At 66.0% G+C, this 13,644-nt stretch carries 11 protein-coding genes; 4 read left to right on the forward strand and 7 right to left on the reverse strand.

The window, feature by feature from the left end; genetic code table 11:
• Window positions 1-675 (forward strand): type II toxin-antitoxin system HipA family toxin (locus AC30QB_RS13785; protein ID WP_489546800.1); only part of this gene is annotated, 675 nt, incomplete at its 5' end.
• Between the two features lie 368 nt (window positions 676-1,043).
• Here the strand turns inward: AC30QB_RS13785 and azu are convergent.
• From azu to AC30QB_RS13820, 7 genes are all read right to left on the reverse strand, one after another.
• Window positions 1,044-1,484, reverse strand: coding sequence for an azurin (azu, locus tag AC30QB_RS13790; protein WP_489546801.1), 441 nt, complete (start codon window positions 1,482-1,484; stop codon window positions 1,044-1,046).
• A gap of 99 nt (window positions 1,485-1,583) precedes the next feature.
• A complete protein-coding gene (locus AC30QB_RS13795) occupies window positions 1,584-2,189 on the reverse strand; it encodes an SCO family protein (RefSeq protein ID WP_489546802.1) in 606 nt (201 codons plus the stop codon).
• Window positions 2,186-3,031 carry a formylglycine-generating enzyme family protein gene (locus AC30QB_RS13800; RefSeq protein WP_489546803.1) on the reverse strand — a complete coding sequence of 282 codons (846 nt, stop codon included), beginning with the start codon at window positions 3,029-3,031 and terminating at the stop codon, window positions 2,186-2,188. The genes AC30QB_RS13795 and AC30QB_RS13800 overlap by 4 nt, the downstream gene beginning before the upstream one ends.
• A complete protein-coding gene (gene nirK, locus AC30QB_RS13805; protein WP_489546804.1) occupies window positions 2,976-4,520 on the reverse strand; it encodes a copper-containing nitrite reductase in 1,545 nt (514 codons plus the stop codon). Before nirK ends, AC30QB_RS13800 begins: the two co-directional genes overlap by 56 nt.
• A gap of 319 nt (window positions 4,521-4,839) precedes the next feature.
• The gene (locus AC30QB_RS13810; protein ID WP_489546805.1) at window positions 4,840-5,328 is read right to left on the reverse strand and encodes a hypothetical protein; all 489 of its coding nucleotides are present in this window, start codon (window positions 5,326-5,328) and stop codon (window positions 4,840-4,842) included.
• Between the two features lie 187 nt (window positions 5,329-5,515).
• Complete coding sequence (locus AC30QB_RS13815) at window positions 5,516-8,386, reverse strand: adenosylcobalamin-dependent ribonucleoside-diphosphate reductase (RefSeq protein WP_489546806.1); 2,871 nt, start codon at window positions 8,384-8,386, stop codon at window positions 5,516-5,518.
• Between the two features lie 24 nt (window positions 8,387-8,410).
• A complete protein-coding gene (locus AC30QB_RS13820) occupies window positions 8,411-9,607 on the reverse strand; it encodes an NAD(P)H-dependent flavin oxidoreductase (protein ID WP_489546807.1) in 1,197 nt (398 codons plus the stop codon).
• A gap of 194 nt (window positions 9,608-9,801) precedes the next feature.
• Between AC30QB_RS13820 and AC30QB_RS13825 the strand changes: the two genes are divergently transcribed.
• From AC30QB_RS13825 to ccoN, 3 genes are read left to right on the forward strand one after another with little or no spacing between them, the layout of a single operon-like run.
• A complete protein-coding gene (locus AC30QB_RS13825; RefSeq protein WP_489546808.1) occupies window positions 9,802-11,949 on the forward strand; it encodes a heavy metal translocating P-type ATPase in 2,148 nt (715 codons plus the stop codon).
• Between the two features lie 15 nt (window positions 11,950-11,964).
• Window positions 11,965-12,147, forward strand: coding sequence for a cbb3-type cytochrome oxidase assembly protein CcoS (gene ccoS / locus AC30QB_RS13830; RefSeq protein WP_489546809.1), 183 nt, complete (start codon window positions 11,965-11,967; stop codon window positions 12,145-12,147).
• A 54-nt stretch (window positions 12,148-12,201) separates the two neighbouring features.
• Window positions 12,202-13,638, forward strand: coding sequence for a cytochrome-c oxidase, cbb3-type subunit I (ccoN, locus tag AC30QB_RS13835; protein ID WP_489546810.1), 1,437 nt, complete (start codon window positions 12,202-12,204; stop codon window positions 13,636-13,638).
• Window positions 13,639-13,644 lie beyond the last annotated feature (6 nt).

Raw genomic sequence — 13,644 nt, forward strand, 5'->3', positions numbered from 1 at the left:
CTCAAGTTCGATGGCGTAGGCAAAGACCTTGAGCTCGGCACGGGTGCCAATTACGGACGGATCGAGTTTGCCTATCATCGGATGGCGCAGGCGGCCGGCATCGACATGCATTCTTGCCGACTACTGGAGGAAAACGGCCGCGCGCATTTCATGACCAAGCGTTTCGATCGCGATGGCACCAAGAAGCACCACGTGCAATCGCTGTGCGCAATGCAGCATCTCGACTACAAGCAGCGCGGCACGCACGCCTACGAAACCCTGTTCCTGGTCGCCGAGCGGCTGGGTCTGGACGATCGATCGCGCGCGCAGCTATTCCTGCGAATGGCATTCAATGTCATGGCACGCAATTGCGACGATCACACCAAGAACTTTGCGTTCCTGTTGCGGGAGGGTCATTCCTGGGAGCTGACACCGGCATTCGATGTCACGCATGCGTACAACCCTGACGGCGAGTGGACCTACCAACATCTGATGAGTGTCAACGGCAAGTTCGACGACATCCGTCGTGCCGACCTGACGGCAGTTGGCGACAGATTCAGCGTTCCCCGAATGCCCACGTTGCTTGATCAGGTAATGCAAGCCGTTGCGCGCTGGGCTGAATTTGCCACCGAGGCCGCGCTGCCCGCACCGGAGGCAGACAAAGTGGCCGCCGACCACCGGCTATTGATCGCGTAAGCCGAGCTCTCGTCCCGCACGGACAAAGGCGTGACACGATTGGACGGTTAACAAAAAAGCCCATGAAACAGGGGATTTTTTGAACTCTGGCGGAGTGGTAGGGGCAAGCACAGACGCTTGCGAACCACAGGTTCGCGTCCGTGCGAGCGACCTTGCACCAACGGCGCGAGGGCCGGGAATCCGAGCCAACGCGATCAATCCACAAGGGTGACACCGGACTTACAACTGGCGGAGTGGGAGGCGAATAGGCCGTTTCGCCGGCTTTCGCTGGCACTCGGCGCCGAAGTAGCGGTGCCAATCGGTCGCGATGCGCGGCAGGCGCAATAAAGCACCTGTTGCGCGGCATTGACGGGCGAGTGCCAGTCCGGCTATTCGACGACGAGCTTGCCCTTCATGATGGCCCAGTGGCCGGGGAAGGAGCAGTAGAACGTGTAGTCGCCGCCAGGGGTGAGCGCACTGCCGGCGAAGCTGGCCGTGATGCTGGCGCCGCCGCCGATGAGGCCGGTATGCGCAATCACGCGCTTGTCGCCCAGCGGCAAATAGTCAGACGCCGCGCCGGCCTTCATGCCTTCCTGTGCCACGGCCAGGTAAACGTCGGTCGGCGAGATCGCGACGTTGTGGCCCATGGACGCCACCGGCAGCTTTCCGGTGTGGGTGAGCCTGATCTCGATACTCGGACACGAGGCCGACACGGTGACGTTGGCCTGGTCGAATTTCATCTGGTCGTCGGCTTTGAGGTCGATGACGCAGTTGCCAGCATGGGACAGACTGGAGAACAGGAGCAGAGCGAAGGGAGTGATGATACGCATGATGGCCTCGATGGCAGTTGATGTTGCGGCCATGCTGGGTACTCGAAGCGGACGACGCCTTGACTGGCGTCAAGCCAGGCACGCCATGGCGCCACGCGGCTACTCCTCGTTCAGCCCTTGGACTGTGTTCGCAGGGTCGCTGCTAACGGCAGCTCGCACCGCCGCGAGGAATTCAGGCTCCGGAGTCGCACCCAGGCGCGCGCTGCTCGCCAGCTTGCGACCGTCAGCGTCAAGCAGCACCAGCGCGCTGGTGTGGTTGAACTCGCCGTCGGCGAGCGCGCGGTAGCGTACCCCGAGCAGCGCCGCGAGCTTGCGTACTTGATGCTCATCGGAGCGCGCCAAAGTCCAGCGCGCCGGATCCAGTCGTCGTTTGTCCGCCACCGATTTAAGCGCCGCAGTGTCGTCGCGCGCCGGGTCCAGACTGACCAGCAGGATCGCGAGCCGTCCGCGTTCGGCGGGCGTCAAGGCATGCTCGACGCCCTTGGCGCTGTCGACGATCAGCGGGCAAACGTATTTGCAGGAGGTGTAGAACATCGCCACCAGTTGCGGCCGTCCTCGCCGGTCCGCGAGGCGGAACTCCGTCCCTGTCTGGTCGCTGAAACGTGCCTTCAGCAGAAACACTGAATCCTGCGGCAGCGCCTCCGCGGCGCACGCGACACCGGCACCAAGCGCAAGCAGCAGCGAGGCCGCGGCAGTGCGCATCATGGGGACGGTCTCTGGACGTCGCGGGCACAACGAAAGCCGAGATTGCCGGTGGTGTCCTCGGCCTCCAGCGCGGAGAGCATCGCGATACGCATCAGCACGGCGTAGTTCTCACGGTCATCGGTTGAGATCGCGCCGGCACCGCAGAACTGCAGCAGATCCGGGTCGGACTGCTGGCGGTTGTCGGAGGACACCAGCATCGCGGCGTAGTCCTCGACCCATTCCCACACCAGGCCATGCAAGTCCTGCACGCCGTAGAAGTTCGGTGCGCCTTGTCCGAGGTCGGCTAGCGCCTGGTTCGAGGGCTTGGCGTACCAGGTGAGGAGGCGCTCGCGCCAGGCCGGATCGCTGCGCGCATCGACACGCGTGGCGTCGGCCGCCGCCGCGTATTCCCATTCCGACCACGTCGGCAGTCGCGCGCCCTGAGCTTCGCAGTAGGCTTCGGCCGCAAACCAACTGACCCGCGTCACCGGCTGTTGCGGCTTGGTCGCAACGCCCAGGCTGAGCACACCGCTCCAGTGTTCCAGATAGCGTTTCTCGGCAAATATCGAGGGTGTTGCACCGCGCCGCCAATCGGGATGTGCGGTGACGAAGGCGAGAAACTGCGCGTTGCTCACCGGCCGCGCCATCAGTTCGAACGGCGCGACCCGAACCTTGCCGTCACTGTCCTCGTAGTCGAGAATGGAAGTGAAGGACTCGTTGCCGGGCAGCGTCGCCCACTCACCCGCGGCCGCAAGGCCGAGGGTGGGGGCGAACAGCAGCGCCAGGATCCATGCGTGCTTCACAGTCTCAGTGTGCCGCGCCTTCGCTGCGCGGGGTGGCGGCGCGCACCTTGGCCACGTCATCCTTGGTCACGCGACCGCCCTTGTTGTCCCAACTGTTCTGCGTATAGGTCAGGATGTTCGCGACTTCGTCATCGGTGAGCTGGCTCATCGCCGGCATCACCGAGTTGTAGTCCTGGCCATTGACCTTGATCGGCCCGGTCAGGCCGTTGAGCACGACGCGAATGATTTCCTCGTTGCTCCTGCCGGCGAGATAGTCGGACTTGGCCAAAGGCGGGAACACGCCCGGCAGGCCAGCGCCGTTTTCCTGGTGGCAGACGGAGCAGGTGCCGGTGAACAGCGACTTGCCGGCAGCAATCTGTTCCGCAGGCGAGAGCGTGCCGGCCGCGGCGGACTTGGCAGCAGTCGAGACAGACGCCAGGCTCGCCGCCTTGTCACCCAGGTACACCGAGTCGACTTCCTTGCCGGAATAGATCGCCGGATTCTCCGGCCCGTCGACCTTCAGGATGCCCAGTGCGCCCTTGTTGAACGCTCGGAAGATCGAGTGGTCGACCAGCACGTAGCTGCCCGGCACTTCCAGGTGGAAGTCCGCGATCATGGCGCCACCTGCGGGAACCAAGGTGGTCTGCACATTCTCCTGGTAACGGGTGCCGCCCTCAAACCAGACCTTGTCGAAGATCTCGCCGATCAGGTGGAAGCTCGACACCAGATTCGGTCCTCCGTTGCCGACGAACAGTCGCACGTTCTGGCCGACGCTGGCTTTTAGCGCGTTGTCTCCGGTGAGTGCGGTGTCGGCGCCGTTGAACACGACATACGTCGGGTTCTCGTCGATCGCCTTCTGCATGTCGAAGGACTGAAAGCCTTTCTCGCGATACTTGCCCACGGTGTAGAAGTCGCCCTGCATCACGTAGAACTCTTTGTCCACTGGCGGCAACCCTTCCGGCGGCTCGACCAGGATCAGCCCGTACATGCCGTTGGCCACGTGCATGCCTACCGGCGCGGTGGCGCAGTGATAGACGTACAAGCCCTGGTTGAGCGCCTTGAAGGTGAACTGCGAGCTGTGACCCGGCGCCGTGAAGCTCGACGCCGCGCCACCGCCCGGCCCGGTGACGCCGTGCAGGTCGATGTTGTGCGGCATCTTGGAATCGGGATGGTTGTTGAGATGGAACTCGACCGTGTCGCCCTGGCGCACGCGGATGAAACTGCCGGGTACGGTGCCACCGAAAGTCCAGAAGGTGTACGACACGCCTTCGGAGATGGGCATCTCTTTTTCCACCACTTCCAGCTCGACGAGCACCTTTGCGGGCTTGGTGCGGTTGGTGGGCGGCGGCACCAACGGCGGGCTGGTGAGCACGGCATGTATAGGCGCGCCTTGAGGCGGGCCGAAGTCGCCCGTAGAGCGGGCGGGCGCAGTTGTCTTCTCGGCTGCATGCAGGGCCAGGGGGCTCAGGCTGCAGGCGAGGAAGGCACTCAGCAAGAGAGGGCGCAGGCTCGAGGTCACGAGGTGTTCCTTGGTTGAATGAATCGGTCGGGTATGTGTGGTCTGAACCATAGACACATGGCGCCGCGCCGCATTGATGTGCCTCAAGGAGGCCGACGAAACACCGCTACCGCGCCGCCGCGTTTGCCCAAGCCTTTGCGCAAAGCTTGCGCTGCCTCAAGGTGCCGGCGTGTTACCCGCAGCTGCCGATGCGACCGCAGGCGGTACAGAAGTCGAAGCCGTCTTTGTGGATCAGCGTGTCGTTGCCGCAGCAGAACTCCGTTCGCCCTGAGCCTGTCGAAGGGTGCGCGGTGCACAGCGCCGGCTTCGACAGGCTCAGCCCGAACGGAGCTTGGCTGAGGTCCTTCGCAAATCAGGTTTCCTCGTGCACCTATTGCCGCGGGCCTGAAGCGGGACTCGCAGCCGAAACAGCGGCCCTGTTCGCTTCAAGCGACCTCAAAGTTGGGAGGATGCCGTCGGTCCAGCCCGGCAGGCCACTCTTGCGGTAAATAACTTGCTCACGCCGCACGATTTCAAACATTGGCGTTGCTGGGGCAAGTTGATACCGCTCCCTGCGGGCCTCGTACAGGAACCGCAACGACCGTGGGTAGAGCGACTCGGTCTCGCTGGCATGGATACTCTTGCGCTCAACGATTACCACTTGCAGAAGAGGCCACTTCTGCATAAGTTTTTTGGCGACGGCCAGCCCAGAGTCAGATTCGCGCCAGGTCTTGCAGAACGGGCAATCCTGCGCGGAGTGGACAACGACGATGAGCGGCTCGTCGCTTTCGAGTGCAGGCCAATCACCTTCGGCCATCGCCGGCAGGCTGAGCGAAACGAAGGCTGCGCACAGCAACATGGTGAGGAACGTTCGGATCATCGTTGTCCCAGGTTGCGGGCTAAGGTCGAAGCTCAGCGGCGGGCTTTTCGCGTCGGCTGCAGCGCCCTGTTGGGCTGGCATTTTTGCGGAGAATAGCGGACTCGAGCACTGATCTGTGAACAGCGCGCATGCCGCAAACCACATCCAGGCCGGAGTGGCAGCGCACAAGGCGAATGCGAGCCACGCGTCACCCGCAGCTGCCGATGTGCCCGCAGGCGGTGCAGAAATCGCAGCCGTCTTTGTGGATCAACGTGTCGTTGCCGCACTCGGGGCAACGGGCGCCGGCCATAGGCCCCGGTGCATCGAAGGCCATGCCCTCGGGTTGCTGCAGGATGCCCATCTCGCGCAGCGGGTAGCCTGCTTCATCGAGCAAGCCCAGCATGGCGTAGCGGTGGATGATCAGCCGCGCCAGATAGGCCACGGTCGACGGCCAGGTCTGCTGCCGCTGCTGGCCATGCGCGAGCCCTGGCACGAAGGCCATGAAGTGCCCCAGCGGCTCGGCGTAGCTCAGCAGCTTGCGCAGCTTCATGCCGATCCACGCAGGGTCGAGCACGCGCATGTCCGGCGACAGGATGCGGGCCAGCCCGTCCAGAGCTCTCGGGTAATTGCCTGAGAAGCCGAGCGCGCAGGGGCGCGTGGCGCCACCGCCCAGGCCATCGGGCAGCTGCACCTCTTTCAGGGTGAGCGTGAAGGCTTCGTCACTCGCCGGGTTGTGCACGTCCACCGACCAAGCGAGCGTGCCATTGGGCCCCGTCTGCGGCTCGCTGCGGCTGAACATGGCATCGAGCACCGGGGTGCTGCTGCTACCGGGCGACCACAAGCCCAACTGCTCGCAACGCCAGCGGATCACCGCCGCCGTGGCGGCCACCACGCCGGGGAAGCGCCGCATCTCGCCTGAGGGCGGAAAGGGCATGTCGAAGGCGCGCTCTTCCTGCACGGTGGCGAGCGCGTCGAGCTTCAGGCGCAGCCACGCGGTGTCTTTCGTGCGCATGTCCATCGACAAGGTCTTGGCGAGCGCGCCCAGGCCCCGCGGCTGCTCGGCTCCGTTGACCCACACCTCGAACGGCGCGGGCTTGCCCTCGTCGGGCAGGTCGCCGATGAAGAGGGCGAATTCGCCGAAGGGGTGGCGCAGCATGTAGCTCCAGGCCAGGTTGCCCCCGGGCAGCTCGGGGCGCCCAGGCCAGCGCAACGAGGCCAGCACCGGTTGCGGCGTGCGCTCAAGCGCCAGCCGTGGGTTGAGTTGCATCGGGTCTAGCGCGGGCAGGGCCGCGGGCTCCACGCTCAGCACCGAGCCCAGCACGGCGTTGGGCCGGTACGTTGCCAGCCCCTTGAGCCCCGACTTCCAGGCGCTGAAGTAGAGGTCTTGGAACTCGGCGTACGGGTAGTCGGCCGGCACGTTCACAGTCTTGGAGATGGCGGTGTCTACATAGGGCGCCACGGCCGCCACCATCTCTTCGTGTGCCAGCGCGCTCATCTGCAGGGCGGTGACGAAAGCGCTCGTGAGTGGCGCGTGCTCGCCCTTGAGATGCCGATACAGGCGCCACGCGTGGTCTTCGACGGCGTACGCCTTGAAGGTGCCGGCCGCCTCGCGCTTTTTGCGGGTGTAGCTCCAGCTGAAGGCCGGCTCGATGCCGTTGCTGGCGTTGTCGGCAAAGGCCAGGCTGATGGTGCCGGTGGGCGCAATCGACAGCAGGTGCGAGTTGCGCAGCCCTCGCTCGCGGATGCGCTCTTTCAGTGCTGTGGGCAGGCGCGACGCAAAGGTGCCGCGGCTGAGGTAGAGGTCGGCATTGAAGAGGGGGAACATGCCACGCTCACCGGCCAGATCGACAGACGCGTCGTAGGCCGCGTCGCGCATCAGTTCGGCAATGCGGCGGGCGGCTTCGCGTGCGGGTGCGGTGTCGTAGCGCAGGTTGAGCATCACCAGCGCATCGCCCAGCCCGGTGAAACCGAGGCCGATGCGGCGCTTGTTGCGCGCCTCTTCGGCCTGGCGCGCCAGCGGCCAGAAGGTGATGTCGAGCACGTTGTCGAGCATGCGCACGCTCAGCCGCACCAGCGCTGTGAAGCCGGCCTCGTCGAAGCGTGCGTCGGCCTCGAAGGGCGACTGCACGAAGCGCGTGAGGTCGATAGAGCCGAGGCAGCAGCAGCCATAGGGCGGCAGCGGCTGTTCGCCACAGGGGTTGGTGGCGGCGATCGACTCGCAGTACGACAGGTTGTTGTCGGTGTTGATGCGGTCAAGAAACAGCACGCCGGGCTCGGCGTGGTCGTAGGTCGACCGCATGATCTGGTTCCACAGCTCGCGCGCGGGCGGCGTGCGGTAGACCCACAACCCGTCTTTCCGCTGATGGGCGCCGGCGGCCATCTGTTCCGGGCCGGGCTCGGCACGATGGACAAGATCGACCGGGGTGTCGTCGTGCACGGCCCGCATGAAAGCGTCGGTGAGGCCGACCGAGAGGTTGAAGTTGCGCAGGTCGCCCTTGTCCTTGGCATGGATGAATTCCTCGATGTCGGGGTGGTCGCAGCGCAGCACGCCCATCTGTGCGCCGCGGCGCGAGCCGGCCGACTCCACCGTCTCACACGAGCGGTCGAACACACGCATGTACGACACCGGCCCCGAGGCGCTGGACTGGGTGCTGCCCACCCACGCTCCGCGGGGTCGGATGCGCGAGAAGTCGTAGCCCACGCCGCCGCCGCGGCGCATGGTTTCAGCGGCCTCGGTGAGCGCGGTGTAGATGCCGGGGTGGCCTTCGTCGTCTTGCGCGATCGAGTCACCCACCGGCTGCACGAAGCAGTTGATCAGCGTGGCGGTGAGCGCGGTGCCCGCCGCGGAATGGATGCGCCCTGCCGGGATGAAACCATCGCGCAGCCCCTGCAGGAAACGGGCTTCCCATTCCGCGCGGGTCGGCGGCGACTCGGCTTCGGCGAGCGCGCGGGCGACACGGCGGCGCACGTCGTCGATGCTGGTTTCATCGCCTTTGGCATATTTTTCGATCAGCACCTCTTCGCAGATGGTCTGCGCAGCAAGTGTCTTGTGGCCCGGGGGGGAAGCAATGGTCGTCATGCGCTCAGATCCCTGTGGCTGTGGTCAGTACGCAGGCGCCAGCTCCCCGCCCATCAGCCGGGTCAGCAGCTCACGCACGCTGCGAATCTCTTGGCCGAAGGGCAGGGCGCCGCGGCCGCTGAAGAACAAGCCGTGCTTCACATCACCGCGCAGCGCGGCGGCCAGTTGCTGGTCGATGCAGAACTGGCCCCAGTCGGCCTTGCCATCGCGCAGGCCGCATTGGGCCAGGCAGTCGAAGGCCTTGGTGCAGCGGGCCTTGACGTGTGCCACGGCCTGCAGGCGTGGCTCGGCCTTCAGGTAGGCGAGCAGCCAAGGCGTGGCCACGGCGCGTGCAGGCAGGCCGGCCACGCTGGTGAATTCGACCTTGTCTTCTTCGCGTGCCTCGGCCAGCACGCGCTTGAAATTGATGTGGGCGTCGCACTCATGCGTGACGGCGAACGGCGTGCCGAGCTGCACGCCGGCTGCGCCCAGCGATTGCACGCGCCGGATGTTGGCCAGGCTGCGTATGCCACCCGCCGCGATGATGGGGGTGCTGCTTTCGATGCCTGCGGCGCGCAGGATCGCCAGCGTCTCGGGTATGGCGCGCTCGAAGTCAAAGCGGGGGTCGTTCAGGTCGGCCACCTTGGCCGCCCCGAGGTGGCCGCCTGCGTGCGCCGGGTGTTCGATCACGATGGCATCGGGCATGCGCTTCTTGCGCTCCCATTTGCGGATGACGAGGTTTACGCCACGCGAATCCGACAAGATGGGCACCAGCGCCACCATGGGGTGGTCGGCGGCGAGCTCGGGCAGGTCGAGCGGCAGGCCGGCGCCGACGACGATCGCGTCTATGCCCGCCTCAAGCGAGCGCCTCACGCAGGCCGTGTAGTCGCTCACGGCACGCATCACGTTCATCGCCAGCAAGCCATAGCCACCGGCCAGGTCGCGCGCGGCGAGCACCTCGCGCTCCAGCGCTTCGAGGTTGGCGGCGTTGATGGCTTCCTTGGCGGCAGGGCCCACGCCCAGGCCGTGCGTGCGCTCCATCAGGTCGGGGTGGTGGCGCCGCAGGTCGACCGAGCTGAGCGTGCCCACGCCGCCGGCCAGCGCCACGTTGCCCGCCAGCCGGTGCGCCGAAACGCCGATGCCCATGCCGCCTTGCACGATGGGCAGCAAGGTGCGCCCGGCCAGACGCAAGGGTGCGAGGCCGCTTTGATCGAGCAGCGTCTTGAGATCAGGTTGAATCACTTTTGAATACTCCCGGTCAAACTGTAGGAGTGCTCGCACGCCCTGTCGCTGATCTGGATCAAACGTTGGTGCATGGCTGATCCGCAGCGCAGGCCGCGCATTTGATCTGCGTCATGCCCGCCTGAGCCTAGGCTTCGTAGAGTGCGGGGATGCACGCCCATGCCTTCAGCCCTGCGGCACCGCTCGAGCTGCCCATGCAAGCCCCTGCAGAGGCCGTGTTGGCCTTGCACGGCATGTACTGCGCCGCCTGTGCGGGCGTGATCGAAAGCGCCTTGAGGGCGGTACCGGGGGTGGTGCAGGCCGACGTGAGTGCCGCCAGCCGCCGCGCGCGGGTGCGCTGGCAACCGGCGCTGGCCGATGTCGCGCTGCTCGCTGCCGCCGTCGAGGCCGCGGGCTACCGCGCACTGCCCGTGCAAGACGAAGCCCTGCAGGCCGCCCACCAACGCGAAGCGCGCCAGGCTTTGTGGCGCCTCTTCGTGGCGAGTTTTTGCATGATGCAGGTGATGATGTTCACCACGCCGATCTACCTGGCGGCGCCGGGTGACATGGCGCCCGACCTCAATGCTTTGCTGCGCTGGGGCGCCTGGGTGCTGAGCCTGCCGGTGCTGCTATTTTCGGCTGGCCCCTTCTTCAAGGGCGCGTGGGTGGCCGTGCGCCGCCGCCGCATCGGCATGGACGTGCCTGTGGCCTTGGGGATCGCGATCACCTTTCTCGCCGGCACGGTGTCGTCGTTCAACCCGGGCGGCCCGCTGGGGCACGAGGTTTACCTCGATTCGATGACGATGTTTGTCACCTTCTTGCTGGCGGGCCGCTGGCTGGAAGCGCGCGCTCGCGTGCGCAGCACCGAGGCGCTGGACGAGCTGCTGCAGCGTCTGCCCGAACGTGCGCAGCGCGTGCTTGAAGACGGGAGCAGCGAGACCGTGCCCGTCTCTGCGCTGCGCGTGGGTGACCAGGTGCGCGTGGCGTTAGGGCAAGCCTTTCCCGGCGATGGTGAGCTGGTCGGTGGCAGCGTGACCCAGGTCGACGAAGCCCTGCTGACCGGCGAGTCGCGGCCCGTGGAGCGCAGCCCGGGTGACAGCGTGACCGGTGGCACGGTCAACGTGGGCGCACCGGTGGTGATGCGCCTGCGCTGCGTGGGCGAGGGCACGCGCTACCAGCAGATCGTCGACCTGGTGCAGCGCGCCTTGACCGAACGGCCTGCGATGCTGGGCCTGGCCGATCGCCTGGCCGGCCCCTTTGTGTGGGGCGTGTTGCTGCTGGCCGCGATGGCGGCTGCGGCCTGGAGCGTGATCGACCCGTCGCGCGCGCTCACCGTGGCCGTGGCTGTGCTGATCGTCACCTGCCCGTGCGCCTTGTCGCTGGCCGCGCCAGCGGCCTTGCTCAGCGCCGCCGGTGCCCTGGCGCGGCGGGGCGTGCTGGTGCAGCGACTGGCCGCACTGGAGACGCTGGCCCGCACCGACACCGCCTGCATCGACAAGACCGGCACCTTGACGCAAGACCGCCTGGTGCTGGCGCACATCGCCTTGCACCCGCAGGCCGACCGCGCGCAGATGCTGGCCTGCGCCTCGTCTCTGGCCGCGCTGTCGCAACACCCGCTGGCGCGCGCGCTGGTGCAGGCCTTGCCGGCCGCACCGGGCGGCTGGCGCGAGGTGCGCGAAGTGGCGGGGCAGGGCATGCAAGCACGTGATGCGCAGGGGCGCATGTGGCGCCTCGGCTCCTCCGCGTGGGCGGGCATCGGCACCGCGGCCCAGCGGCCCGTGGTCGCGTGCGCACCTGTCGATGGCTTGCCGCAGGAGCAGGCCCGCTTCGAGTTCGACGAATCCCTGCGACCCGGCGCGATGGCTGCAGTGGCTGCCTTGCAGCGCCAGGGCCTGCAATTGCACCTGCTGTCTGGCGACGCGCCGGCCAGTGTGCAGGTCATAGCAGAGCGGCTACAGCTGTCGCACGCGATGGGTGGCGCCACCCCCGAACGCAAGCTGCAGGCCGTGAGCGAATTGCAAGCCCAGGGGCATCGCGTGCTGATGGTGGGCGATGGCGTGAACGACGGGCCGGTACTGGCGCGGGCCGACGTGTCGTTTGCACTGGCGCATGGCAGCGCGCTTGCGCAATCGCGCGCTGACTTCATCGTGCTCGGCAGCCGGCTCAGCGAGGTGCCTGCCGCTCGCGCGCTGGCGCTGCGCACCGTGCGCGTGATGCGCCAGAACCTGGGCTGGGCGCTGGCCTACAACCTGGCGTGCGTGCCCTTGGCGCTGATCGGCCTGCTGCCTCCGTGGGCTGCGGGCGCTGGCATGGCGCTCAGCTCGCTGGGCGTGGTGCTCAACGCCCTGCGCCTGTCTCGCTGAAGGCTGTACGCCGCCATGGACAGCCTCTACCTCTTGCTGCCGCTGTCGGTCTTGCTGGTGCTGGCACTCATCGGCCTTTTTGGCTGGGCGTTGAACGCTGGCCAGTTCGACGACCTGGAGCGCGAGGGCTGGCGGGTGTTGGAAGACGAGCCGGTCCACCCTCCGCCGAGGCCCGCAGTTGATCAGGATCAAGCCTGATCGGGCCGGCCAAAACAACAATCCCGGCATGGCATCTGAACCCAGGATTTGTCGATGAACCCTTCTTCCGCAGCGCCGGTCTACAGCGACCGCGTGGTTCGAAACTTCGCACTGGCCGCCGTGCTATGGGGCGTGGTGGGCATGCTGGTGGGCGTGGTCATCGCCGCGCAGCTCACCTGGCCCGAGCTCAATTTCGGCATCCCGTGGTTCAGCTACGGCCGCCTGCGCCCGCTGCACACCAACGCCGTGATTTTCGCGTTCGGCGGCTGCGCGCTCTTTGCCAGCAGCTACTACGTGGTGCAGCGTACCTGCCAGGTCAAGCTCTTCGCCGAGAAGCTGGCCATGTTCACCTTCTGGGGCTGGCAGGCGGTGATCGTGGCCGCAGCCATCTCGCTGCCCATGGGCTACACGCAGGGCAAGGAATACGCCGAGCTCGAGTGGCCGATCGACATCTTGATCACCATCGTGTGGGTGGCCTACGCCGTGGTGTTCTTCGGCACCATCGGCATGCGCAAGGTGCGCCACATCTATGTGGCCAACTGGTTTTTCGGCGCCTACATCCTGGCGATCGCCCTGCTGCACATCGTCAACAGCGCGGCGATTCCCGCGAGCTTCACCAAGAGCTACTCGGCCTATGCCGGTGTGCAAGACGCCATGGTGCAGTGGTGGTACGGCCACAACGCGGTGGGCTTTCTGCTCACGGCGGGCTTTCTCGGGATGATGTATTACTTCATCCCGAAGCAGGCCGAGCGCCCTGTGTACAGCTACCGCTTGTCGATCGTGCACTTCTGGGCGTTGATCTTCACCTACATGTGGGCCGGCCCGCACCACCTGCACTACACCGCGCTGCCCGACTGGGCGCAAAGCCTGGGCATGGTGTTTTCGCTGATCCTGCTCGCGCCCAGCTGGGGCGGCATGATCAACGGCGTGATGACCTTGAGCGGCGCCTGGCACAAGCTGCGCGACGACCCCATCCTCAAGTTCCTGATCGTCGCGCTGTCGTTCTACGGCATGGCCACCTTCGAGGGGCCCATGATGTCGATCAAGACCGTCAACGCGCTCAGCCACTACACCGACTGGACCATAGGCCACGTGCACGCCGGCGCGCTGGGGTGGGTGGGCCTCATCTCGATGGGCACTCTTTACTACATCGTGCCGCGCATGTTTGGCCAGACCAAGATGCACAGCGTCAAGGCCATCGAGTTGCATTTCTGGATCGCCACCATCGGCATCGTGCTCTACATCGCCGCGATGTGGATCGCCGGTGTGATGCAGGGCCTGATGTGGCGCGCGGTCAACCCCGATGGCACGCTGGTCTACAGCTTTGTTGAAAGCGTGAAGGCCACCTTCCCGTTCTACGTGGTGCGCCTGTGCGGCGGCCTGTTGTACCTGGGCGGCATGCTGATCATGGCGTGGAACGTGGTGATGACTGCCCTGCAGGGCAAGTCGCTGCCGGTTGTGATTCCCGCTGTCATGCCGGCGCAAGCCTGACCTCGA

Source organism: Rhizobacter sp. (assembly GCF_046595475.1).
In the GTDB taxonomy this organism is placed as follows: domain Bacteria; phylum Pseudomonadota; class Gammaproteobacteria; order Burkholderiales; family Burkholderiaceae_C; genus Rhizobacter.